Genomic DNA, 24,623 nt, shown 5'->3' on the forward strand with positions numbered 1-24,623 from the left:
GGCCGCGTTCGGCGTGGAACAGGGGTTCGTACGGAATATCACGACTATATTGTAGTGACACTCGATGAGGAAGCGACATGACCAATCAGACAGGCAAGCGTGCCTTGCTGCCCTTGCTGGGCATCGACAAACCGATCATTCAGGCGCCGATGGCGGGCGTCACCACGCCCGCACTGGCCGCGGCTGTGTGCAACGCGGGCGGACTCGGCTCGCTGGGCGTCGGAGCGATGAACGCCGACGGCGCGCGCAAGGTGATCAGGGAGACGCGCGCGCTGACGGGCAAGCCGTTCAACATCAACGTGTTCTGCCATCGGCCTGCACAAGCGGACGCGGCGGTCGAGCAGCAATGGTTGAGCTGGCTTGCGCCGCATTTCGAAAAGTACGGGGCAACGCCGCCGGCGAAACTGTCGGAGATCTACACGAGCTTCCTCGCGGACCCCGCCATGCTGGCGGTGTTTCTGGAGGAGAAGCCGGCGATCGTCAGTTTTCACTTCGGCTTGCCGTCGGCGGATGTGATCGCCGAACTGAAACAGGCGGGCATCACGCTGCTCGCCAGTGCGACAAATTTGCAGGAAGCGGCGCAGCTCGAAGCGGCGGGCGTGGACGCGATCGTGGCGCAAGGTATCGAGGCCGGCGGGCATCGCGGTGTCTTCGACCCGGATGCATTCGACGACCGGTTGGGCACGTTCGCCCTGACACGTTTGCTGGCCAGCGAATGCCGGCTGCCGGTGATCGCCGCCGGCGGCATCATGGACGGCGCGGGCATTGCCGCGGCGCTCGCGCTCGGCGCTCAGGCCGCGCAGCTTGGCACGGCCTTCGTGGCGTGTACCGAAACGTCGATCGACGAGGGTTATCGTCGCGCGTTGCTTGGCGAGGCGGCGCGCCGCACGACTTTCACGGCGGCGATCTCCGGGCGGCTGGCGAGAAGCATGGTGAACAGCTTCACAGCGCTCGGCGCCGACCCGCGTTCACCCCAGCCGGCCGCCTATCCCATGGCCTACGATGCCGGCAAGGCGCTGAACGCGGCGGCAAAGGCGAAAGGCGAGTCCGGCTACGGCGCGCATTGGGCAGGCCAGGCCGCCGCGCTGGCAAGGTCGTTGCCGGCGGCGGAACTGATGGCCCAGTTGGAGCGCGAACTGAAGCAGAGCATCGAGCAACTGCGGCAGTTCGCGAACTGAAAACTAACAGCCCAACGGGTTGAGCGCTCCCGTTGCGACGCTCAACCTGGCTTCTGGGCGAGCTGCTTGCGATAGGCCTCGACCGGCATGCCGCCCCAGCCCCAGTTCTCCATGTCCACTTCTTCGATGACCACGAAGGTCGCGGCGAGCGGCTTGTTCAGCACGTCCAGCAGCACCTGGCTGACGCCTGCGATGAGCTGGGCTTTTTCGTCGGCCGTGACGGCATCGTTGCCGGGTTTGGAACCTTCGCGGGTCACCTGAATTGTGACGATAGGCATGGCGTTCTCCGTAATCCTCGGTTGACGTGAAGGGCGCCGGTCAGCGGCGCCCTGGCGCGATCAGTGGCCTGCGCTCTGGCCGCCGTCGACGTGCAGAATTTCGCCCGTCACGAACGGCGCCGAGTCCAGGAACAGGACAGCGTTCACGATATCGCTCATTTCGCCCATATGCCCGACAGGATGCAGCGCGCCGAGCGCCGCATGGGTTTCTTCCGCATGCATCGGCGATTTGATGATGCCCGGCGCGACCGCGTTCGCGCGGATGCCCTTCTTCGCGTATTCGATGGCGAGGGACTTCGTGGCCGCGTTCAGGCCGCCCTTGGTCAGCGAGGCCAGCACAGAGGGCACGCCGTCGATGGCGTGGTCGACGAGACTCGTCGAAATGCTGACCACGTGGCCGCTGCCGTGCTTTTCCATCTCGGCGATGGCCAGCTGCGTGATGAAGAAGAAGCCGTTGAGGTTCACCGCGGTGACCTTCGCGTAGTCTTCGGCCGTATAGCTGGTGAAGGGCTTGGCAACGAAGATGCCGGCGTTGTTGACGAGCGTGTCGATGCGGCCAAAACGGGCGATGGCTTCACGAATCACGCGCTGTGCGGTGGCCGGTTCGCCGATATCGCCTGCCACGGTCAGGACGTTCGGATCTTCCGAGGGCTTGACCGAACGTGCGGTCGCGACGACGCGGTAGTCGAGCTTGCGAAACGCGTTGACCAGTTCTGCGCCGATGCCTTGCGATGCGCCCGTAACGACAACGACTTTTTGTGATGTGCTCATGGCTGAATCTCCGGATAAGTAACTTGGGATCAAATGCTGATCGGGCCGGTGGCTCCGATGGGTATGAAATCTAGGCGCATCCACGCCGATCTCGAACACCCGCCATGGACAAACAGTCTTGCGTGCCAGGTACAAATGGGATTTGCGGTGAGTGAGCAGGCGCGCACGGCCTGCGCCACGGCCGAGGCCGCGAGTGGTTGTTTGCGGCGCGACGCGATTTATTGCTGGCTTGCCGCCGAGGCCATGCGAAAGACCGAGAGGCCTTCCATCGGGTCCAGTGTTTCTCGCCACGGCGCGCGCTCCAGCAGGCGGACCGTGTCTTCGTAACCCGCAAGCCAGCGCCGTTCGATGCCGGCCGAAGAGAAATCGATGTCGCGGTTCAGGTCGTCGTTATCGAATGCCGGTGCGTCGAGTTCCAGCACGCGCATCGTCGTGCCGCAGCCCCAGCCGAGCAGTTCGCGCACCTGCGGATCATTGAGTGTCGCTTCGGGCAGATGTTGGCCCAGTTCGCGGATCACGTGACGCAAGCGGTGAATCTGCTTCTGTCGATCGAGATGACTCTCCGCGCGGCTCGAATACTGAATGTCGCGTTGCCGGCTCATGACCTGCAAGATCGACTCGGGTTCCGGACCGCTCGAAGGCCACAACTGCACCGAGAAAATCACCGAGTCGCGTCGCGGCCGGTCGTCGAGCACGGCTTCGAGCGGTGTATTCGAATAAATGCCGCCGTCCCAGTACGATTCGCCTTCCAGTTGCACCGCCGGGAAGCCGGGCGGAAAAGCGGCGGAAGCCATCACGTGTTCGACGTCCAGCAACGCATCGCGATTCGTGAAGTAGCGCATGCGTCCACTGCGGACATTGACCGTGCCGACGGTTAGCCGCGTCGTCTTCTGGTTCAGGTAGTCGAAATCGACGAGCGAAGCCAAGGTTTCGCGCAGTGGTTCGGTCGAATAGAAGGCTGCCTGATCGGAACGAACGCGTGCCTGAAGGCCCGCCCACGACTGCAACTGCGGCGCGAAAAACGACGGCACGCCTTGAGTGACCGTGACAAAATCGCGCAGCCAGTTTGCGAGTCGCGGCAGCCAGTTTGCCGCTTCCATGCCCTGACGTGCCACGCCGTTCCAGAACCGGGTCAGGCGCGCCATACGATTCTCAGGCAGATTGCCGGCGATGATCGCGCCATTTATCGCGCCGATCGAGGTGCCGATGACCCAGTGAGGTTCGACTTTGCCGTCGTGAAGAGCCTGATACACGCCCGCCTGGTAAGCACCGAGCGCGCCGCCGCCCTGAAAGACCAGCACGATCTGGCCGGGAATGTCCGGTGGCGAATGCGCAGTGTCATCTGCGCCGGTCTGATGTTCGACGTGTGTGTCGTTGCCCATGACAAACCTCCCGGACGCATGCTGCGGTGTCGCTGATTCTGCCACGGTATGGATTCACGTCATCACACGCAGCGGTGAATTTAGTCAATGTTTCCTTAATGTCGAAACCAGGCGCGTTGACGCTACATAACGTCTAAATGCGAATTGGCTATTGTCCATTTTCCAACACTGATCGCGTGTTGTTTTTTTGATTAGCGATGCTACACTTCCTCAGCAATCAGATTGAAAGCGTTTCGCGGCAACTGGCCATTGCCTTCTGACATTTCTGCACGGTGTCAGACATCGTATTGACATACCGCTAGAAGAAAAAGGAGCACGTATGCATCGGTTGGCGAGCGAGTCTTGATGCATTCATTGGCATCGCACCGACCAGGCGGCATATGGCCGCCCACTTCCTTTTTGCCTCGCGTAGCGTAGATAACGCAACAACGCAGCAATTGATCTGCAAACGAACCTGCCTTCGAGAGCACGCGCATCCGGACGCGAAGCTAACGCGTTAGCGCAGTTTCAGTCGTGTTGCCGGGTGTGCCAGACCGCACCGAAGCTGCAAGTTTCCGGTGCAGCCGGTTGCGCCTCGACGCCCGCGTCATAGCGCCGCGGAGATTTGCCGACGGAGATCAAGATGACACGACGGACGCACGTCTTTGCCGCTTGCCTCGTACTGACCGCCTTCGCGACGCTGAGCGGGTGCCATGAAAAAGAGGCGCCCGCGGCCGCGCGGCCGCCGGTCAATGTCGACGTGGTCGACATTGCATTACGCGACGTGCCGGTCGTGTTCGATTACGTCGGCCAGACGGAAAGCTCGCAGCAGGTCGAAATACGCGCGCGCGTGAACGGCTTTCTCGAGAAGCGCGTCTATCAGGAAGGCTCGATGGTCCATCAGGGCGACGTGATGTTCGTGATGGATCGCAAACCCTTCCAGGCGAGTCTCGACGCCGCGCGCGCGGAGTACGCGCAACAGAAAGCCCGTCTCGACACCGCGCAGGCGAATCTCAATCGCGTGCGTCCGCTCGTCGCGAAGAATGCGCTGAGCCAGAAAGACCTCGACGATTCGATCGGCCAGCAGCAGGCAGCGGCGGCGGCGCTCGAACAGGCACGCGCGAACGTGACAAGCGCGAATCTGAACCTCGGCTATACGACGATCACGGCGCCGGTCACCGGCCTGTCGAGCTTCGCGAAGAGGCAGGACGGCTCGTATATCGACTCGGCCAACAGTTTGCTGACCTATGTCGCGAAGCTCGATCCCATGTGGATCAACTTCTCGTTGTCCGAGAACGAAATGCTGCAACTGCGCACGCAGACCGCGAATGGCACGCTGAAACTGCCGCAGATCGACGATCTCGAAGCGGTCATCGTGCTTGCCGACGGCAGCATCTATCCGCAACGCGGCCATATCGCATTCAGGGACGCGTCGCTGAGCTCCGAGACCGGCACGTATCTGATTCGCGCGGCCGTGCCCAATCCGGCCGGCGCGCTACGGCCCGGCCAGTTCGTGCGCATCAAGCTGCTGGGCGCCGAGCGGAGCGCGGCGGTCGCCGTACCGCAAGGCGCGATCTTGCAGGGACCTCGCGGCGAATATGTTTGGACCGTCGACAAAGACAACAAAGCCCAGCAACGTGCGATCGAAACGGGCGAGTGGAACGGTAACGACTGGGTGGTCAATTCGGGTCTGCGCGTGGGCGATCGCGTGGTGATCGACAACACGTTACGGTTGATGCCTGGTGCGGCGGTGAATGCCCACGTCGTGCCGATGCCGGCGGCGAGCGTGAATATTGCCGCGTTGTCGGGCGGCGGTGCTGGGCCGGCTGGCGGTGGTGGCAACGCTGGCACCAGTGGCAATGCGACGGGCGTTGCGGGTCAAACTGACGCAAGCACCGCATCTGGCACGGTGAATGGCGCTGCAAGCGCATCAGGCAACGCAGGCACGTCCGGCAACGCAGCCGCTCAGGCAAATGCAAAGGGCACATCGGCAAACGCGACCAACCCGTCGGCACTCCCGGCCAAACAAACCGCGGTGTTCTTCGGGCTTGGCAGCGCGAGTCTCGATTCGCAGTCGGCCGACGCGCTCGCGGGCGTCGCGCGCCGGTTGCTCGCCGCGCCCGGTTCGCGCGCCGTGATTTCCGGCTACACCGATTCCAGCGGCTCCTATGAAGCGAACGTCAAGCTCGCCGCCGCGCGCGCCGCGACAGTGCGTTCAGCGCTGATCGTCGCGGGTGTCGACGTCGCGCGTATCGAAATGCGCCGTCCCGCGCGCATCGTGGCAAGCGACGCGCCCGACAAGTCGCGCCGTGTCGATGTCACCCTCGCGCCGTCGGCGGGGGGCTGATCGATGAAGTTCGCCCACTTTTTTATCGACCGGCCGATCTTCGCGTCGGTGCTGTCGATCATCCTCGTGGTGGCCGGCATCGTCGCGATGTTCAACCTGCCGATCGCGCAGTTCCCCGATATCGCGCCGCCGACCATCACCGTGAGCGCGACCTATCCGGGCGCAAGCGCGGAGGTCGTCGCGCAGAACGTCGCGGCGCCGCTCGAGCAGCAGGTGAACGGCGCGGACAACATGATGTACATGAATTCGTCCAGCTCGTCGACCGGCAATATGACGCTGACGACGTACTTCAACATCGGCACGGATCCGTCGCTAGCGCAGGTGGATGTGCAGAACCGCGTGAACCTGGCGTTGCCCACGCTGCCCGATTCGGTGACGGCGCAAGGCGTGTCGGTGCAGAAGCGCTCGTCGGCGTTCATGATGGTGATCGCAATCTACTCGCCGGACAACGCGTTCGATCAGTCGTACGTCGCGAACTACGCGAACGTCTATGTGCTCGATGCGTTAAAGCGCATTCCGGGCGCGAACCAGGCATCGATTTTCGGTTCGGCCGACTACGCCATGCGTATCTGGATCAAGCCCGACCGCATGGCGAAGCTCGCCATCACCGTCGCCGATGTGCAGCAGGCGATCAGCAACCAGAACCAGCAGTTTTCCGCGGGCCGCCTCGGGCAGTCGCCCACCAACGCGCCGGTCCAGCAGACCTTTCCGGTGGCGACCAAAGGCCGCATGACCGAGCCTGCCGATTTCGACAACATCATCTTGCGTGCCGGCTCGGGCGACGCGTCCACCATCCGCATCAAGGATATCGGCCACGCGGAACTGGGCGCGAAAGATTATTCGCTGCGCGGGCGCTACAACGGAAAAACCGCGACGCTGATCGCCGTGTATCAGCAGCCGGGCGCGAACGCGCTGCAGGTCGCCAAGCAGGTGCATGCCACGCTCGAGCAACTGCAAAAGGCCTTTCCTCCCGGCCTGAAATATGAAGTCGCGCTGGATACGACGGAGTTCGTGCAGGAATCGATCGGCGAAGTCATTCACACGTTGCGCGACGCGGTGATCCTCGTGATTCTCGTCGTGTTTATTTTCCTGCAGAGCTTTCGCGCGACGCTCGTGCCGCTTCTCGCCGTACCCGTGTCGATTCTCGGCGCGTTCATCGGCATGCTGGTGTTCGGCTTTTCGGTCAACATGCTGACCTTGTTCGGCATGGTGCTGGCCATCGGCATCGTTGTGGACGATGCGATCGTGGTGATCGAGAATGTCGAGCGCAATATGACCGAGTTCGGTCTGCCGCCGAAAGAGGCCGCCAAACACGCCATGGACGAAGTGACCGGACCGGTCATCGCGATCGTGCTCGTGCTGCTCGCGGTGTTTATTCCGGTGGCGTTTCTGTCCGGCATCACGGGGCAGTTGTACAAACAGTTCGCGGTGACGATCGCCGTCTCGGTCGTGATCTCAGGCATTGTTGCGTTGACGCTGTCGCCGGCGCTTGCCGCGATTCTGCTCAAGCCCGGCACGCACAAGAAAAACCGCTTTTTTCTCTGGTTCAACGAGCGTTTCGACCGCCTGACGCAAGGCTATGGACGCGCGGTGCAACTCGCGATGCGCCGCGTCGCGTTGTCGATCCTGCTGATCGTGGCGATGGTGGCGGCGACCGCGGGGCTGTTCAAGCACATTCCCTCGTCGTTCCTGCCCACTGAAGATCAGGGCTATCTGCTCGGCGCGGTGGTGCTGCCGGACGCGGCGAGCCTCGACCGCACCGGCAACCTCTCGCAACGCGCGGAACAGTGGTTCGCGAAGCAGCCCGCGGTCAAATCGGTCGCCGCGCCGATCGGCTACAGCCTGATCGACTCGCAGTACAAGTCGAATGCGGGCACGCTCTTCATCACGCTCAAAGGTTTCAAGGACCGCGGCGAGAACGGCACCGCGCAAGACCTGATCCGCGATGCGAACAAGGCGTTTGCCGGCTACACGGACGGCGTGGTGGTGCCGCTGAATCCGCCGTCCATTCCCGGGCTCGGCACGACCGGCGGCTTCGAGTTCTGGCTGCAAAGCACCGGTGACGGCAGCTATCAGAACCTTGAAGAGAAGGTGCGCGCGTTCATTGCGAAGGCGCGCCAGAACCCGGCGTTGCGTGGCGTGAACTCGACCATCAACACGAATTCGCGGCAATTGCTCGTCGAGGTCGACCGCGAGCGCGCGGAATCGCTCGGCGTGCCGATTCAGGACATTTACGCCGCGTTGCAGACCATGTTCGGCTCCTCGTACGTGAGTCAATTCCCGAAGAGCAGCCGGCTCTTTCAGGTGATCGTGCAAGCCGAGCCGCAATACCGCACGCAACCCGACGACATCCAGCAACTCTACGTGCGCAACCGCAGCGGCGACATGGTGCCGATCAAGGCCGTCACGACCGTCCGTTTCGTGCCGGGTGCCGACATCGTCACGCGCTTCAACAACTTTCCCGCCGCGAAGATCACCGGCGATGCCGCGCCGGGACACAGTTCGGGGGAATCCATCGCCGCGATGGAGCAGATCGCGCAGGAGGTGCTCGGCGAAGGCTATAGCTATGCATGGAGCGGCCAGGCCTACGAGGAAAAGACAGCCGGCTCGACTGCGGGCCTCGTGTTCGGCTTTGCCTTGCTGATGGTGTTCCTGATCCTCGCGGCCCAATACGAAAAGTGGTCGCTGCCGATCGGCGTGCTGCTCGCGGTGCCGTTCGCGATATTCGGCGCGCTCATCGGCATTCTGTTGCGCGGCATGGAAGACGACGTGTACTTCCAGATCGGCCTGACCGTGCTGATCGCGCTCGCGGCGAAGAACGCGATTCTGATCTTCGAGTTCGCCGTGGAGATGCGCGAGAAGGAAGCGCTGTCCCCCTACGACGCCGCGCTCAAAGCCGCGAAGCTGCGGCTGCGGCCGATCATCATGACATCGCTGGCGTTCATTCTCGGTTGCGTGCCGCTGGCGATCGCGAACGGCGCGTCCGCTGCGAGCCGCCGCTCGCTCGGCACCGGTGTGATCTTCGGCATGCTCGGCGCGACGGTCATCGCGCTGTTCTTCATTCCGATGTTCTTCTGGGGGCTCGAAACATTGTCGTCGCGCGGCAAGAAGGCGCCTGCGCCGGATGCCGGACCGCCGGTGTCGCCAGGGTCGCGGGAGGAGGGAACATGAGATTCCCTCGATGTCGCTTATTGGCCGTCGTATGCGCTTGCTGGTTCGCGGGCTGCACGGTCGGCCCCGACTATCACCGGCCTGCTGTCGACACACCGTCGTCGTTCCGCTACGCGTCGCCTGACGCCGAAGTGGTCGATCAGGGCGCCGTGCAATGGTGGAGCCAGTTTAACGATCCAGTACTCGATGGCCTGATCCAACGGGCGCTCGATCAGAACAAGGATCTCGCCATCGCGGCCGCGCGCGTCGACGAGTTCTACGGACGCCTGATGACCACGCGTGCCGGACTCTTCCCGCAAGTCGGTGCGAACTTCGCCGGCGGGCGTGGCCGCAGCGTGCCCGCGCCGGGCTTTGCGCCGGCGGTCGGCAATCAGGTGCAACTGGACGTGATGGCGTCGTGGGAAATCGATCTGTTCGGCCGCCTGCGGCGCATGACCGAAGCCGCGCGCGCCGATTATCTGGGCACTCAGGCCGCGCAGCAGGCGACGCGTATCGCGTTGATATCGAGTGTGGCGACCTCGTATCTGTTGCTGCGCGATCTCGACCAACGGCTGGAAATTTCGAAGTCGACACTCGCCAGCCGTTCCGATGCGCTCTCGCTGTTTCAGGAGCGCTTCACCGGCGGCGTCGTGTCGCAACTCCAGGTGAGTCAGGCGAAATCCGAATACGAGTCGGCGCAGGCATCGGTGTACGCATTCCAGCAGCAGATCGCGCAACAGGAAAACGCGTTGTCGCTGCTGCTCGGCGATAACCCCGGACCGATCCCGCGCGGAAAATGGTTGACGCAACTCAGCGCGCCCGCGATTCCGGCGGGGCTGCCGTCGTCGCTGCTTGAACGGCGGCCCGATATCTTGCAAGCCGAACAGGCTTTGGTCTCCGCGAACGCGTCGATCGGCGCGGCGCGAGCGCAGTACTTCCCGAGCATTTCGCTCACAGGCATGTTCGGTGCGGCGAGCACGGCGCTCTCCGGGTTGTGGACGGGGCCGGCGCGCATCTGGTCGTTTGCGGGTGCGATCTCGCAGCCGATCTTCACCGGCGGCGCGATCACAGGATCGGTACGCACCGCCGAGGCGCAGCAGCAAGAGGCGCTGTTCAGCTACGAGCAGGCTATCCAGTCCGCTTTCGCCGATGTGGAAAACGCGTTGGTCGGCGTGGCGCGCGTGCGTGACCAGTTGCAGGCGACCAATCGCCAGGTCGAGGCGCTCGCGCAATATGCTTCGCTCGCGCGGGATTTATACGAGGGCGGCTATACGAGCTACCTGGAAGTGCTCGACGCCGAGCGCAGTCTGTTCAATGCGCAGCTTCAGCAGTCGCAGTTGCAGGATCAGCAGCTTGCCGAGATCGTCGCGTTGTACAAGGCGCTTGGCTATGGTTGGAGCGTCGACAGCGGCTCGCAGACGCCCACGCGCGGGTGAGCCGTTCAATCGAACGGCCTCATGTGCTATGCCTCGTGCGCTACGCCTCCGGCAGCTTCGATTTCTTGCCGCGTGCACGCGGCTTCGGCTCAACGCCTATGCGCGGATCGCGGGCGAGCACCAGCGCCGTCAATTCCTCGGCCACGCTTTCAAACGCCGGATCGTCTTGCGCGATGTAGAGCCACTTGCCGAGCACCGGATGCGGCCGCAAAGCCGGCATTTCATTGATGAGCGCTGCGTGGCGCTCGTGCGACGTGCACACCAGCAGGCCATTCCACGGCTTGTCGCGATCCGCGGCAATCAGGCACAAAAGCCCGTCGATATAGGCGGCGTCGCTGCCGAACATCCGCTTGCTGATAAAAGTCGGATCGCGCTCGAACGCGTCGAAGATCCAGATGAGCGAGTTGCGGACGGACGAGGGCATCGGCGTGAAGACCTTGGCGACGTGGGCGATGAGGAGCGAAAAGCATAGCACCGCGGCGCTCGGCCGCGCTCCGTCAACCTGTGCAGATCAGCGCGGTCAGCAGCAACGGAATGACCGAGTGCACCTTGGCGGTGCTTCCGGCCGCGCGCACGCGCGTTTCGACCGACTCGCTCGGCGCGGACAGCACGACGCCGTACAACGGGCCCGCGAGTGCCTGGCCGCGGCCTTTCTTGAACATGCCGTCGTCCGGTTCGTAGCCGAGCACCGCGTAGACGCGAAAGCCGAACACGGTCATATCGCTGCCGTGCACGGGACGAAACGCGTTGACGGAGTTCGTGTCGACCCGCATCGGATTGGACTCGATGTAGTTGTCGTCGATGAGTTGCGTGATGAACACGTGAGGACGCGCCCGACAGTCGAACTGTGCGTCGAGCGCGTAGGCATGCGATACCGCCGGGCAGAAGCCGACGCTTGAGACGAGGAGTGCGGCAAGCACTTTGAGAGGACGAGATTCCATGGCTGACGTGCCCGAACTGCGGGCGTCGGCTGGCTGAACGCCCGCTAGACATCAGTCTCTCACGGCTACGCGAACTGCGTACGTGCGTCAGCGAACGATGGCGGTGCCGCACCCCGGTTCGGTCCGAAGCGCTTTCGATCCCTCGCCTTGGCCGCCTTGCGACACCTCGAATCACCCGCGCTTCTCGAACAGTTCGTTGAGCTGCGAGCCTGGCGCCGCGCCGGCAAAGCCGTCGAAACGCCCTTGGACGAGCGACTGCGCCGCCTGCATGAAACCGCCCCACGCCGCGCGGGCCAGCGCGCCGCCCACGCTGATGCGCCGCACGCCGAGCGCGGCCACGTCCTGCAGCGTGAACGCCGACGTCGAGCCGATCAGCAGATTGACGGGCTTCGGCGCCACGGCGGCGACTACCGCCTCGATCTGCTCGCGCGTCTGAATGCCCGGCGCGTACAGACAGTCGGCGCCGGCCTCCGAATAGGCCTTGAGTCGCGCGATCGCGTCGTCGAGATCGGGCAAGCCGGCGAAGAAGTTTTCCGCCCGGCCGACCAGCAGCGTATCGCCGCCGTTTTCGTCGATGGCGCGGCGCGCGGCGCTGATGCGCTCGACGGCAACTTCGATGGAGAAAAGCGGCGCGGCGGCGTCGCCCGTGGAGTCTTCGATCGACAGGCCGGCCACGCCGGTTTCGATGGCGAGCCGGACACTTTCCGCGACCTCGTTCGGGGTGCTGCCGAAGCCGTTCTCGAAGTCCGCGTTGACGGGCAGGTCGGTCGCTTCGACGATCTTGCGCAGATGCGTGAGGATTGCGTCGCGGGGCAAGCCGTTATCGGCGTGTCCGGTGGACCAGGCAAAGCCGGAACTGGTCGTGGCGAGCGCCTGGAAGCCGAGCGTATGCAGATAGCGCGCGCTGCCGGCATCCCACGGATTGGGCAGGATGAAACAACCGGACGTGTGCAGGGCTTTGAACGCGGAGCGCTTCTCGGCGACGGTGCGGGACATGGCGTATCTCCTGAAAACGGACGAGCCTGAGCCGCCCGTGCTGGTTATGCGACCTCGAGGTCCACGACCGGGAAGTCGGTTTCGGTGTCCGCTGGGCGCGGATCGCCGGCGTGATGGACGCAGTGCATCTGATGGAGCGGGTTGCGGCGGGTTCCATCATCCGCGAAATCCTTGTTGTTGTGTGCGACATACGCATGTTCGGACGCGCTTCTCCGCTCGGCGGCCTCGGGAGCGCGTGTTTCTGCTCGGTTGTGCAGCTTGACGCGGCGGGGCGCGCGACGCTCTGCGAAGGCTTCGCCAGGCCGGCGAGCCCGACGACGCGTTGTCTATCAGCCCGGCGCAGTGGAACCGGCACGCAGCGACTTCTTCGCCGCGCGAACGAACGCGACGAAATTCGCCACCACGGGATCGTCGCGCGTGGTCTGCCACGCCAGTGCCACCCGCCAGCGCGCGGCGGCATCGCGCAACGGCAGCACTCGTGCGTCGCGTAACAGGTATTGCGCGCGTGACGGCAGGAACGCCGCGCCCACGCCCGCCGCCACGCCGGCGAGAACCGATTGAATGTCGTCGGCTTGCTGGATCACTTTGGGCACGAAGCCATGTTCACCGCACCAGTGATCGATTTGTGCCGCGAGGCCGGGACCGCGTCCGCGTGACAGTGCGATGAAGCCGGGCTCGTTCAATTCCTGCAGATTCGACGGAACGCGTTTCCAGCGAGCGTATTGCGGTATCGCCAATGCCAGGGCCTCGTCGAGTATCGGCAAGGTGGACAGGCCGGCGTCGGCGGGCAAGCGCAGGAAGCCGACGTCGAGCTTGCCGCCGAGAAGCCGCCGGGATTGCTCCGCGGAAGACAGATCGTTCAGTGTCACGCTGACATTTGGATAGAGCTTGCGGAATTGGGCGATCAGTTGCGGCGCTTCGGTCAACGTCGAAAGTCCGAGGCCGACGCGCAGATAGCCGCGCGTGCCGCTGCTCGCCTCGCGCGCACGAGCGAGGATATTGTCCGCGTCGCGGACCAGCGCCTCGGCGTCGGCAAGAAACCCTTCGCCGAAGATCGTCAGTTCCGCGCCGTGCCGGCCGCGCTCGAACAGCCGCGCGCCAAGGCTCGCTTCCAACGCCACGATCTGCTTGCTCAGAGCGGGCTGGCTGACATAAAGCGCTTCGGCGGCGTGCCCGAAGTGGCGGAGTTCAGCGACGGTCAGAAAGGCGCGCAGGAGCTTGAGTTCCATTCCAGCAAGTGATTGAATGCATAGAATTTTTCATTTTACTTATGGATGGCGGAGCGGTCCAATGGTGTCGTTCTGTTCATCCGGTCGTGAAGATGTTCGCTTCCACTGTTCCATCGCTTCGCGTTGCGGCTATGTCGCTCGTTTCACGTCCGGGCGACGCGGCGCATAACGTCGCGTGCATTGCGGATTGCCTGACGCTTGCCGCTGAGAAAGATATCGGGCTGGTGGTGTTTCCGGAGACCTGTATCGGCGGCTACGCAAGCATGGCGAAGCTTCATCGCGCCGAACTCGATGCGCTTGCAGAGCCGCTCGACGGACCGTCGATCCGCGCGGTGGCCGATGCGGTCGAACGCTCCGGCGTGGCTGCGGGTGTCGGTTTCCTGGAGCGCGCAGCCGATGGACGTCTGTTCAACAGCTACGCGGTGTGCCTGCCGGGCGGGATGCGTCATTGCCACCGCAAGCTGCATGCGTTTGGGCATCGGCGGATCAGCAGCGGCGACCGGTTCACCGTGTTCGATACGGCGTGGGGCGTTCGCGTGGGCATCCTGATCGGCGGCGACAACTATCTGGTCGAGAACATGAGGATGACGGCGCTCATGGGCGCGACCTTGCTAATCGCGCCGCATCGCAGCGACGGCGCGAACCGGGCTGGCGATCGCCGAACGCAAGCTGGTTCGATGGGGCAATCGCTGCGCCGCTTGCTGTCGGCGCGAGCCGGTGACAACGGCATGTTCGTCGTCTTCAGCGAAGGCGTGGAGACCGGCGGATCAGGGCAGTCGAGCGGGGCAGCGATGATCGTCGATCCCTGCGGCCGCGTGCTCGCCGCGAGCCGCGCGCAAGACGCACTCGTTTCCGCCGATCTGGACACAGGCCTGATCGATGCAAGTGCAGGGCAGCAATGGCTGACGGCGCGCCGTCCGGAACTCTACGGCTTACTGACCCGGTCCGGCGACCATCGAGCGGCGGATTTCGAGCCACGCGGCGCCGCTTCGCGAGGCGCAATCGCGCTCAGTTTTGCGCAGGTTAGCCGTAATCGGCCGATACGCTAGCGTTCGTTCGGTTCATTCGTCAAGGCGGCGTTAGCGGAAGATCTCGGCAATCAGGTTCGCCACGGTCCGGATCCGCTCGCTGTCGCGCAAGGCCGGATGCAGCACCATCCACACATCCTGATCGAGCGCCTTGATGTGCTTCTCCACGCAGACGAGATCGCTGGTCGTGTCACCCGCTAGCTGCGCGAGTATGCCGAGCCCGGAGCCGCCCAGCACGCCATCGAACACGCCCATGCCGTAGCTGCTGCGCAGCGACGGCGCCGGAGCGCCGGGCAGCGCCTTCAGCCATTGGGTCGCAGGATGGTCCGGTTGACGGTCGTCGTAGCCGACGAACGACAGCTTGTCCCACTCTTTCTTCACGATCGCGGCCTTGTGGCGCAGATAGTAATCGCGCGAGCCGAACAGCCCGAAGCGGATCCTGCCGATGCGCCGGACGTACAGGTCGCCCTCTTCCGGGCATTCGGACCACAGTGCGATATCCGCCTCGCGCCGCGCCAGGCTATAGGGACGCCGCGAAGTCAGCACCTCGATCGCGAGTCTGGGCAGCCGGTCCTGAAAGGAGCCGAGCAGTTTCAGCAGAATGTACGACGGCCATTCGACGGCGTTGATCCGCACCGTGCCATGCGCGGGTGCGCCGCCGTTCACGTCAGCGGCGCGTTCGATCTGGTGCGCCAGGTCCTCCATTTGCTCCGCCCAGGCCAGCACCTTGGCGCCGAACGCCGTCACGCTACAGCCCGACGGCACCCGGTCGATCAAAGGTTCGCCCAGCCGCCGCTCCAGCTCGGTCAGGCGGCGCGACAGGGTCGGCGCGCTCAGGTCGCATGCCGCGGCGGCCGATCGCATGGTGCCTTCGCGGGCGATCGCCACCAGAATCCGCAGGTCGTCCCAGTCTACGTGTTCCATTTTTGAAACGATAGGTTTTGAAATTTGGCATAGCATAACGCAGTTCGCGGAGATAGGATTGGATCTGGCCATGCTTGCCCAGCATACGGGACGACCCTGATGGTTCAGCCAGTTGCGGCAAGTGCGGCGTTCCTACCCATCACACGACTCAACGGCTCTCAGTAGACCGAACGAGCAATACGGAGACATCAATGATTCGCCATTTCCTTCCGGCGCGCCGTCGCGCCATCGCAGCCGGCGCAGCTTTCCTGGCTGTGTCGATTTTGCCGATGCCGGCAGCCTTCGCCCAGGCCGCCCATAAACCGAAAGTCGCGCTTGTCATGAAGTCGCTGGCAAACGAGTTCTTCCTGACCATGGAAACGGGCGCCAAGGATTATCAGAAGCAGAATCCGGCGAAGTTCGATCTCGTCACCAACGGCATCAAGGACGAGACGGACACCGCGAACCAGATCCGCATCGTCGAGCAGATGATCGTCTCGAAGGTCGACGCGCTGGTGATCGCGCCGGCTGACTCGAAGGCGCTGGTGCCGGTCCTGAAGAAGGCGGTCGATGCCGGCATCATCGTGGTCAATATCGACAACAAGCTGGATAACGACGTCCTCAAGTCGAAAGACCTGAACATCCCGTTCGTCGGGCCGGATAACGCGAAGGGCGCGCAGAAGGTCGGTGACTACCTGGCCAAGCACCTGAAAGCGGGCGACAACGTCGGCATTATCGAAGGTGTCACGACCACGACCAACGCGCAGCAACGCACGGCCGGTTTCAAGCAGGCCATGGCGGCGGGCGGCATGAAGGTCGTCGCGCTGCAATCGGGCGAGTGGGAAATCGACAAGGGCAACGCCGTCGCGAGCCAGATCCTCAACGCGAACCCGGACGTCAAGGCTTTGCTGTGCGGTAACGACAACATGGCGATCGGCGCCGTGTCGGCCGTGCGCGCGGCCGGCAAGGCAGGCAAGGTGCAGATCGTCGGTTACGACGACATCAACGCGATCAAGCCGATGCTCAAGGACGGCCGCGTGCTCGCCACCGCCAATCAATACGCAGCCAAGCAGGCCGTGTTCGGCATCGACACGGCTTTGAAGGCGCTCTCCGAACACAAGAAACAGTCTGAATTGTCCGGTGTTGTCGAAACGCCGGTCGATCTGGTCACCAAGTAAGACGGGTGCAAGGTGTGGCCCGCTCCGCAAGGGGCCACGCCGACTGATTTCTGTCCAGCCTGAATCAATCTGATGTCCACTCCCATCTCATCTCTTGCCGACGACGCGCCCGTGCTGCGCGTGCACGGTATCGGCAAGACCTATGCCGAGCCCGTGCTCGCCGATGTCTCGCTGGACTTGCACGCGGGCGAAGTGCTGGCGCTGACCGGCGAAAACGGCGCGGGCAAGAGCACCTTGTCCAAGATAATCGGCGGTCTCGTCACGCCGACTACCGGTTCGATGACGCTGGCCGGCGCGGCCTACACGCCGGCCAGCCGCAAGGACGCCGAGGCGCTCGGCGTGCGCATGGTCATGCAGGAGTTGAACCTGCTGCCCACGCTCTCGGTGGCGGAAAACCTCTTTCTGAACCGTTTGCCGCAGCGCGGCATATTCGGCTGGATCGACCGCGCCAAACTGCGCGAGGACGCGCGGCACGCCATGGCGCAAGTCGGCCTCGACGCAATCGATCCCGATACGCTGGTCGGCACGCTCGGCATCGGGCATCAACAGATGGTCGAGATTGCGCGCAATCTGATCGGCGACTGCCGCGTGCTGATTCTCGACGAACCCACCGCGATGCTGACCGCCCGCGAAGTCGATCTGCTGTTCGAGCAGGTCGAGCGGTTGAAGGCGCGCGGCGTCGCGCTGGCGTACATCTCGCACCGGTTGGAAGAATTGAAACGTATCGCGCGGCGCGCTGCCGTGTTGCGTGACGGCAAGCTCGTGCATGTCGACGAGATGGCCAACCTCACTACCGACCGTCTCGTAACCCTGATGGTAGGCCGCGATATCGGCGACCGGATCGATCTCGGCGAACGGCGTATCGGCGAGGTGGCGTTCAAGGTCAGCGGCATGACGCGCGAGCCGGTGGTGCGCGACGTGTCCTTCGAGGTCAAGGCCGGCGAGATTTTCGGCATCAGCGGACTGATCGGTGCGGGGCGCACGGAGTTGATGCGGCTCATCTATGGCGCGGACCGCGCGGACGCGGGCACTGTGTCGATCCGGCGGGAAGGCGGCGCGCTTGAGCCCGTGACGATCGCGTCGCCTTCGGACGCCGTGAAGCACGGCATCGCGCTGATCACGGAAGATCGCAAAGGCGAGGGTCTTTTGCTGACCCAGCCGATCGCCGCCAACATTTCGCTGGGCCACTTGCGCTCGGTGTCGAGCAAGGGCGTGGTGGACGGCCGTCGTGAAGCGGCTTTGGCGCACAGGCAGATCGACGCAATGCGTATCCGCAGTTCCGGACCGGCGCAGCCGGTGTCCGAGTTGTCGGGCGGCAACCAGCAGAAGGTGGTGATCGGCCGGTGGCTCGCGCGCGATTGCACGGTGCTGCTGTTCGATGAGCCGACGCGTGGCATCGACGTCGGCGCGAAGTTCGACATCTATGCGTTGATGGGCGCGTTGGCTCGCGAGGGCCGCGCGCTGGTGGTGGTATCGAGCGACCTGCGCGAATTGATGGCGATTTGCGACCGGATCGCGGTGATGTCGGCGGGACGCATGACAGGCCTGTTCGAGCGCGGCAACTGGACTCAGGACGCGCTGCTGGCGGCGGCATTCGCGGGCTACGCGAAAGGCGACGACATGCTGCACGAGCCGATCGAACCCGACGCGAAAGCGCCCGACGAAAGTAAATTAGTGGAGTATTGAGCATGACCGTGGAAACCAGCCTGCCTACGCTGCAGAACGAACCACCCAAAAACGCGAAGCCGCTCGGCACGCGACTCGGATTGTCGAACTACCTTGGATTGCTCGGCGCGCTCCTCGGCATGATCGTGTTGTTCTCGCTGTTGAGTTCGCATTTCCTGACTTACGACACCTTCAGCACGATCGCCAACCAGATTCCCGATCTCGTTGTGATGTCGATCGGTATGACGTTCGTGCTGATCATTGCCGGCATCGATCTGTCGGTCGGCTCGGTGCTGGCGCTCGGCGCGGCGCTCACAAGCGTCGCGGCCTTGCAGTGGCATTGGCCGGCGCTGCCCGCCGCGTTGCTCGGCATGGCGGGCGCCACGCTGACCGGCTGCGTGACCGGCGCGATCACCGTGGCGTGGCGGATTCCGTCGTTCATCGTGTCGCTCGGTGTGCTCGAAGCGGCGCGTGGTCTCGCGTATCAGCTGACCAACTCGCGCACCGCTTATATCGGCGATGCCTTCGATTTCCTCTCCAACCCGGTCGCGTTCGGCATCTCGCCGGCGTTCATCATCGCCATTGTGGTGATGGTCGCCGCGCAGTTCGTGTTGACGCGTACGGTTTTCGGCCGCTATCTGGTCGGCATCGGCACGAATGAGGAAGCGGTGCGGCTCGCGGGCGTCAATCCGCGACCCTACAAGATCGCCGTATTCGCGATGATGGGTTTGTTGGCCGGCCTGGCTTCGCTGTTCCAGATTTCGCGGCTCGAGGCCGCGGACCCGAATGCCGGGCAAGGTATCGAATTGCAAGTGATCGCGGCGGTGGTGATCGGTGGAACGAGTTTGATGGGCGGGCGTGGTTCGGTGACGAGCACGTTCTTCGGTGTGTTGATCATTTCGGTGCTTGCCGCCGGTCTTGCGCAGATCGGCGCGACCGAGCCGACTAAACGCATCATTACGGGAGCTGTGATTGTGGTGGCTGTCGTGCTGGATACTTATCGAAGCCGGCGTCGCGCAGGATAAGTGGGACCGTCTCGTGGATGGTCGGCAGCTTTTGCATGGGACCAGAGTAAGTGCTAAAGCGCTAACTCTGGTCGACCGCGTTGCATGGGACCAGAGTAAGCGCTAAAGCGCTAACTCTGGTCGACAGGAGAAAATTAAAGTGTCAAAAGAAACGAAGCAGGGCCGCGTGCTGGTAGTGGGAAGCATCAATACGGATCTCGTCGCGCGCGCGCCGCATTTGCCGCGCCCCGGCGAGACGATCGGCGGACATGAGTTCTCGCAGGTCGCCGGCGGCAAGGGCGGGAACCAGGCGGTCGCGGCCGCGCGCATCGGCGCACAGGTTGCGATGGTCGGATGCGTCGGCAAAGACGCGAACGGCGCGCAACGCGTCAAGGATCTGGAAGCGGAAGGGATCGACTGCAGCGGCATCGAGGTTCATCCGGGCCAGCCGACCGGTGTTGCCATGGTGACGGTGTCCGACGACGGGCAGAACACGATCGTCGTGGTTGCCGGCAGCAACGGCGAACTCACGCCGGAGAGCGTGGCACGCCATGAAGCGGCCATCAAGGCCTGTGACGTCGTGGTGTGCCAACTGGAAACACCATGGGATTCCGTTCACGCGACGCTCGCGCTCGCTCGCCGGCTCGGCAAGATCACCGTGTTGAACCCGGCGCCGGCCACCGGGCCGTTGCCGGCGGAATGGCTGCCGTTGGTCGACTACCTCGTGCCGAACGAGGTCGAGGCTGCCATTCTGGCCGGCCTGCCGGTCGAATCGCAAAGCGGCGCGCGGCGCGCGGCGACGGAGCTGCAACAGGGCGGCGCACGCAATGTGATCGTCACGCTCGGCGCGCAGGGCGCTTATCTGCTGGTGGAAGGCGGCGAAGGCATGCACTTTCCCGCGCCGCAGGTGCAAGCAGTCGATACGACCGCGGCCGGCGACACTTTTATCGGCGTCTTCGCCGCGCAACTCGCCTCACGGCAGCCGCTGGAAAGCGCGATCAGCCTCGCACAACGCGCGGCGTCGATTTCCGTGACGCGGGCGGGCGCGCAGCCTTCGATACCGACCCGCGCGGAAGTCGATAGCGCAGCCTGACACGGATGCCGGTTGTGACATGAGGCGGTCCGTATTGCCACTTCGGTGGCTCGACGTTGATTTATCGGCACCATCTCACGATGGTGTTCCCTTGTTAATCACGCTCTCGAATGGACGAAACATGAAATCACAACGCGTAGGCATACTGATGATGTCGCTGGGACTCGCTGCGTGCGGTGGCAGCATATCGACCACCGATCCTCTCGCCAATGCGCCGAAGGTCATCATCGATTCAGACTTCAACACGATGGGCGACGACGGCCAGCTCTTCGCCATGACCACGCAGTTGATGGGTCAAGGCAAGGTCAATCTGCTCGGTCTCACCGTCGTTACCGGCAACGACTGGTTGCTGCAGGAAGAGTCGGATGCGCTCAAAGCTGTGGAACGCATGGGTGTGCAGAACGTGGTGGGTGTGTACGGCGGCGCCGACTATCCGCTGCAATACGATGTAGCGAGTATTCGCGCGCAGCAGGCGGCCAACCCGAACGGCTACTTCGGCGCGTGGAGCCGGCCTGAGCCGACTCAGCAGTCTCAACTCGTTGCGCCGCCGGATGGGTTCGCGGTGTCGACGAAACTGCAGGCGCAGAGCGCGGCGGATTTCATGATTCAGACCATCAAGCGCTATCCGAACCAGGTCACTATTCTCGAGGTCGGGCCACCCACCAACCTTGCCACGGCGATCAAGAAGGCGCCGGAGATCGTGCCGCTGATCAAGCGGATCGTGTACATGGGCGGCGCGATGGCGGTGCCGGGCAATGCGAACGCGGTGGGCGAGCTTAACTGGTGGTTCGATCCGCTTGCTGTGCGTACGGTGTTGCAGACTTCGATTCCACAAGCCGTGATTCCGCTCGACGTGACAAATACGGTGCCGCTGACTCAAAGCGTGTACGACCAGATCGTCAATAACCCGAGCAAGCAGACTGCTGTAACAAGGGCTTATGGGATTGCCAATGCCGGCGCGTTCGCTAGTAATACGGATTTGTTTGATACGTTGACGATCGCGTATTTCCTGGATCCTACTTATGCGACGCAAACGAAAAGCGCCTATCTGGACATCGATACGACGAGTGGCGAGGATCAGGGGCATGTGAAGGTGTATCCGGATCAGCCGGCGGCGGGTGCTTCGCCGCAGAAGATCACTTACGTTACGCAGTTTGATAACAATCGGTTTTTCAGCCTTTATGTGGATTTGTTGACGCGGCCTGTGCCGATTATGTTGCCGTGATAGTGCATCCTGGCCCGCGGTCGAACTCGACGATGAGTTCAACCGCGGGCATGTTCTTTTTCCCGACTATTCGTTCGGCTTAATGCGTTTCCGGAGAAGCCAGGTCTTCAGCGTGATGTTTTCCTGCCTATTGGCTTGACATGCGCCACTAGTCAAAATACGCGGCCGGCCGCGGCCATTCAGGTACGTCCTTGCCCACACGGGCGCTCTCCAGTTCGCTCATCAACGTCCCCCTGATCCGACGCCGTTCGTACTGATCGGCGGACCGTCGGTCACGGATCCGCTGTTGGACCCCGTCATCTTGGCACTCCCGTTGTGATGGCACGCGCTGTGCCTCGGACGACAACGAATAGTCGTTATCCGCCACTCGCGCGCTGTCTGAAACCTGCGTTAGTCGTCTGCCTTACAGTCCGGACCCTTCTGGCGGTCGATTACTAACTATCGGCCGATGTACGCAGCGCAGGCGCTCGCGATGTAGTAGACAAGAGGTGGAAAAACTATTAGTCATCCAAACGAAAAATAAAATCTGCGGACCGTGCCTGTGTTTGTTCATACGAAAAAACTCTAAAGAAATGCGCTATTGCATGTTCTGCCTCGCGTTTACCCGATGGAAATTAAGCTAACGAAAAGATCGAGGATTTTCTAGACTCATTTTGTTGTTTCGTTCCACTGATATTCCGGGCTGGGCGATGGCGACAAAGGATAAAGAAAAAGCGCGGGAAGGTCCGAACCACGAACGCGTCGGATTTTGGTATCTGTTCGGTCGCGCTGCTTTATCGGTGGTGCTGGGTATACTGTTGGCAATTGCTGTGCCATCACGCTTTAGCGAGGAAATGGTCTCGCAGACGATTGCACGCTTTGCGGCACCGTTCTCGGGCTATCTGTTCGACTATGAGCGCAAGAACGATATCGCGGCGGACCCGCGCGGCTGGAATGGCACGGACATCACAGTACTCGTCATTGACCGAGAGGCTTTGGAGGGCTGCAGAGAAGGCTGGCCGGCTCGTTACCCGTTCTACACCTGGCTTCTGGGCTACCTCAACAGATTCCCGCCGAAGGGCCTTTTCATCGACGTGATCCTTTCCCAATCCAGAAGCCGAGGTTCTGGTGAACTTGAGAAGACCACATGTACAGGTGACCTCAAGCAACCCGCGCGTTCTGACGGGAATACACACTTTACTGAATTTGACGGGTTCAAGAAGGCCCTTACAAGGCTGACGTCGAGCGGGACACGCGTATTCTTGGCGGCCCGCCGGACGCCGGAGAACATGCTCATCACCAACCCGGAGCTCGACAACGACGTTGACTTGAAGGCACTGAAGCGCGTCGGCGTTGAGTTCTCCGCCCATGCAGTAGACCGGCTCGCCTGGACTTATCCTCTCGTGTATCCGAAAGAGTCCCCCTGTCAAGAAGAGCACGGGTCGAGTGCGGATCAAACCCTGGACTGCGACGGGAAGGTTCCTGACATTTCAGAGGGTAAATGCCAATTGAGTGCTGCCTTCGCCATCTTTGAAGATATCTACGAAAAGAGAGGCGGTGGGATTGTGGTGCCGTGCAACAGTGCCAAATTCATGTCGGTGACGTGGCCGCTGGACACCGCGTCAGATGGCCTTCTATGGCGCGTGTCTAAGGACGAAGAAAGCGAGGCGCGCCGTGATTCCTGGATTCGAGTTGACCAGGGCGACGACGATGCGCAAATGTACTGTACCTCGAGCGACAGTGAACTCACGCTCTTGATGCGCGCCGAAGCGCGTGCGATCTTTCGCCCTGCAAGTCGGCCCCTTTGTGTTCACTATCGAACGATTCATGCAAGCATGCTCCAACGAAAGAGCGTTGATGAACGGGCGAATGGTGAAGAGACTGGATTGGACGATGTACTAAGGTCTGCGTTCAAGGACCGCGTGGTAATGATCGGAACAGCGTTCGCTTATTCGAATGACCTTATTCTTTCACCACTTCAAGACCGCATACCGGGCGTGTTTCTGCATGCTGTGGCACTTGACAATCTTTTGAGCCATCACAGCACATTTGAAGATATCGAAGCGTGGGAGCCTAGGTTGATCATGCCTATGAACAGATGGTGCAGACTAGGGCTCTATACAGTAATTGGCATCCTGGCGATGTCTCTCGTTGTTATAGGTAAGAGCCGCGCTCGAGAGCGGTTTAAGCGATTCCATCGAGAACGCAGTCATTGGAAAACACGTTTTTCGGCTCCTTGGTGGAGAGCGAAGCAATCCACGGCACTTTTCAATCTCACATTTTCTCTCGCGAGCGGGATAGCCCTCGTGGTAGTTGGCGTGGGGATGATTCTTATTGGCGAGTGGATGCAGATCCCGTTTCTCGTGGTGGCGCACGTGATCGCGTGCACGATAGCAGCCGAATTTTTTGAGTGGAGCGAACACCTGTTTCGCTGGATCACCGATATCAAGGAGAATTGATGATGCGGAGAATTCACGATGCCCGACAACAGTTCAGACGTGCACTTCTTGCCACGACGGCGGTCGTAGTGTTCACATTGACGACAAGTGGCTTTGCCGCTGCAGACGACGCAAAGTCTTTTGTCGATGCGCAAAAGCCCGGCGGAACAGTGAAGCTTTACAGCGCGCCAGGCGAAAAAGAAGGGGTCATGGACGCGCCGACTTTGCCGCTCGCAGTCGACGGGCCTTCCGAACACGGCTTTTATCCCGTAAAAGTCAACGGGAAGTCCTACTGGGTCGACGGCATGTCTGTAAAGGTAGTTCGCAATGCACAGATCGCACGCTGCAGCGAGTCTGCCGGCGTTCAGTCCGCCGCCACGCTTGGCGCGGCCTCTAATCGGTGCCATTGATCATGCACACCGC

20 protein-coding genes are annotated in these 24,623 nt (G+C 62.4%); 12 read left to right on the forward strand and 8 right to left on the reverse strand.

Annotated features, from left to right (window positions below):
• Positions 1-77: 77 nt before the first annotated feature.
• Complete coding sequence (locus tag ACFSNN_RS05420) at positions 78-1,178, forward strand: NAD(P)H-dependent flavin oxidoreductase (RefSeq protein WP_134460313.1); 1,101 nt, start codon at positions 78-80, stop codon at positions 1,176-1,178.
• A 41-nt stretch (positions 1,179-1,219) separates the two neighbouring features.
• On the opposite strand, the gene ACFSNN_RS05425 is transcribed toward ACFSNN_RS05420, so the two are convergent.
• The 3 genes from ACFSNN_RS05425 to ACFSNN_RS05435 form a co-directional block, all read right to left on the reverse strand.
• On the reverse strand, positions 1,220-1,456 hold the full coding sequence (locus ACFSNN_RS05425; protein WP_134460310.1) for a tautomerase family protein: 237 nt from the start codon (positions 1,454-1,456) through the stop codon (positions 1,220-1,222).
• Positions 1,457-1,516: 60 nt separating this feature from the next.
• Positions 1,517-2,227 (reverse strand): SDR family NAD(P)-dependent oxidoreductase, encoded by a 711-nt coding sequence (locus ACFSNN_RS05430; RefSeq protein ID WP_134460307.1) that lies wholly within the window; start codon positions 2,225-2,227, stop codon positions 1,517-1,519.
• 218 nt (positions 2,228-2,445) lie between these two features.
• A complete protein-coding gene (locus tag ACFSNN_RS05435; RefSeq protein ID WP_134460304.1) occupies positions 2,446-3,609 on the reverse strand; it encodes a patatin-like phospholipase family protein in 1,164 nt (387 codons plus the stop codon).
• Positions 3,610-4,231: 622 nt separating this feature from the next.
• Here ACFSNN_RS05435 and ACFSNN_RS05440 point away from each other — a divergent pair.
• From ACFSNN_RS05440 to ACFSNN_RS05450, 3 genes are read left to right on the forward strand one after another with little or no spacing between them, the layout of a single operon-like run.
• Positions 4,232-5,935 (forward strand): efflux RND transporter periplasmic adaptor subunit, encoded by a 1,704-nt coding sequence (locus ACFSNN_RS05440; protein WP_134460301.1) that lies wholly within the window; start codon positions 4,232-4,234, stop codon positions 5,933-5,935.
• Between the two features lie 3 nt (positions 5,936-5,938).
• On the forward strand, positions 5,939-9,106 hold the full coding sequence (locus ACFSNN_RS05445) for an efflux RND transporter permease subunit (protein ID WP_134460299.1): 3,168 nt from the start codon (positions 5,939-5,941) through the stop codon (positions 9,104-9,106).
• Positions 9,103-10,521 (forward strand): efflux transporter outer membrane subunit, encoded by a 1,419-nt coding sequence (locus tag ACFSNN_RS05450; protein WP_134460296.1) that lies wholly within the window; start codon positions 9,103-9,105, stop codon positions 10,519-10,521. Before ACFSNN_RS05445 ends, ACFSNN_RS05450 begins: the two co-directional genes overlap by 4 nt.
• 40 nt (positions 10,522-10,561) lie before the next feature.
• Here the strand turns inward: ACFSNN_RS05450 and ACFSNN_RS05455 are convergent, their stop codons facing one another.
• The 4 genes from ACFSNN_RS05455 to ACFSNN_RS05470 form a co-directional block, all read right to left on the reverse strand.
• Positions 10,562-10,945 carry a hypothetical protein gene (locus tag ACFSNN_RS05455; protein ID WP_134460293.1) on the reverse strand — a complete coding sequence of 128 codons (384 nt, stop codon included), beginning with the start codon at positions 10,943-10,945 and terminating at the stop codon, positions 10,562-10,564.
• A gap of 73 nt (positions 10,946-11,018) precedes the next feature.
• Entirely contained in the window at positions 11,019-11,462 is a 444-nt protein-coding gene (locus ACFSNN_RS05460; protein ID WP_134460290.1) for a hypothetical protein, read from the reverse strand.
• 171 nt (positions 11,463-11,633) lie between these two features.
• On the reverse strand, positions 11,634-12,458 hold the full coding sequence (locus ACFSNN_RS05465; protein WP_134460287.1) for an isocitrate lyase/PEP mutase family protein: 825 nt from the start codon (positions 12,456-12,458) through the stop codon (positions 11,634-11,636).
• Positions 12,459-12,787: 329 nt separating this feature from the next.
• Positions 12,788-13,687, reverse strand: a complete 900-nt coding sequence (locus ACFSNN_RS05470) for a LysR family transcriptional regulator (protein ID WP_134460285.1) — start codon at positions 13,685-13,687, stop codon at positions 12,788-12,790.
• Positions 13,688-13,818: 131 nt separating this feature from the next.
• On the opposite strand from ACFSNN_RS05470, the gene ACFSNN_RS05475 reads away from it, so the two are divergent.
• Positions 13,819-14,736: a nitrilase-related carbon-nitrogen hydrolase gene (locus ACFSNN_RS05475; protein WP_134460282.1), complete on the forward strand. Its 918-nt coding sequence runs from the start codon at positions 13,819-13,821 to the stop codon at positions 14,734-14,736.
• Between the two features lie 30 nt (positions 14,737-14,766).
• On the opposite strand, the gene ACFSNN_RS05480 is transcribed toward ACFSNN_RS05475, so the two are convergent.
• The gene (locus tag ACFSNN_RS05480) at positions 14,767-15,639 is read right to left on the reverse strand and encodes a LysR family transcriptional regulator (protein ID WP_134460279.1); all 873 of its coding nucleotides are present in this window, start codon (positions 15,637-15,639) and stop codon (positions 14,767-14,769) included.
• A 191-nt stretch (positions 15,640-15,830) separates the two neighbouring features.
• On the opposite strand from ACFSNN_RS05480, the gene ACFSNN_RS05485 reads away from it, so the two are divergent.
• The 7 genes from ACFSNN_RS05485 to ACFSNN_RS05515 all read left to right on the forward strand — a co-directional run bounded on the left by ACFSNN_RS05485 (position 15,831) and on the right by ACFSNN_RS05515 (position 24,610).
• Positions 15,831-16,796: a sugar ABC transporter substrate-binding protein gene (locus ACFSNN_RS05485; protein WP_134460276.1), complete on the forward strand. Its 966-nt coding sequence runs from the start codon at positions 15,831-15,833 to the stop codon at positions 16,794-16,796.
• A gap of 72 nt (positions 16,797-16,868) precedes the next feature.
• Positions 16,869-18,482, forward strand: coding sequence for a sugar ABC transporter ATP-binding protein (locus ACFSNN_RS05490; RefSeq protein WP_134460273.1), 1,614 nt, complete (start codon positions 16,869-16,871; stop codon positions 18,480-18,482).
• 2 nt (positions 18,483-18,484) lie between these two features.
• Positions 18,485-19,486, forward strand: coding sequence for an ABC transporter permease (locus ACFSNN_RS05495; protein WP_012426058.1), 1,002 nt, complete (start codon positions 18,485-18,487; stop codon positions 19,484-19,486).
• Between the two features lie 139 nt (positions 19,487-19,625).
• Entirely contained in the window at positions 19,626-20,558 is a 933-nt protein-coding gene (gene rbsK / locus ACFSNN_RS05500) for a ribokinase (RefSeq protein WP_012426059.1), read from the forward strand.
• 121 nt (positions 20,559-20,679) lie between these two features.
• Positions 20,680-21,783, forward strand: a complete 1,104-nt coding sequence (locus ACFSNN_RS05505) for a nucleoside hydrolase (protein WP_134460270.1) — start codon at positions 20,680-20,682, stop codon at positions 21,781-21,783.
• A 656-nt stretch (positions 21,784-22,439) separates the two neighbouring features.
• Positions 22,440-24,221, forward strand: coding sequence for a CHASE2 domain-containing protein (locus ACFSNN_RS05510; protein ID WP_244322884.1), 1,782 nt, complete (start codon positions 22,440-22,442; stop codon positions 24,219-24,221).
• Positions 24,221-24,610 carry a hypothetical protein gene (locus tag ACFSNN_RS05515; RefSeq protein ID WP_244322883.1) on the forward strand — a complete coding sequence of 130 codons (390 nt, stop codon included), beginning with the start codon at positions 24,221-24,223 and terminating at the stop codon, positions 24,608-24,610. The genes ACFSNN_RS05510 and ACFSNN_RS05515 overlap by 1 nt, the downstream gene beginning before the upstream one ends.
• Positions 24,611-24,623 lie beyond the last annotated feature (13 nt).

This window comes from Paraburkholderia dipogonis (assembly GCF_042680985.1).
Classification (GTDB): Bacteria; Pseudomonadota; Gammaproteobacteria; order Burkholderiales; family Burkholderiaceae; genus Paraburkholderia; species Paraburkholderia phytofirmans.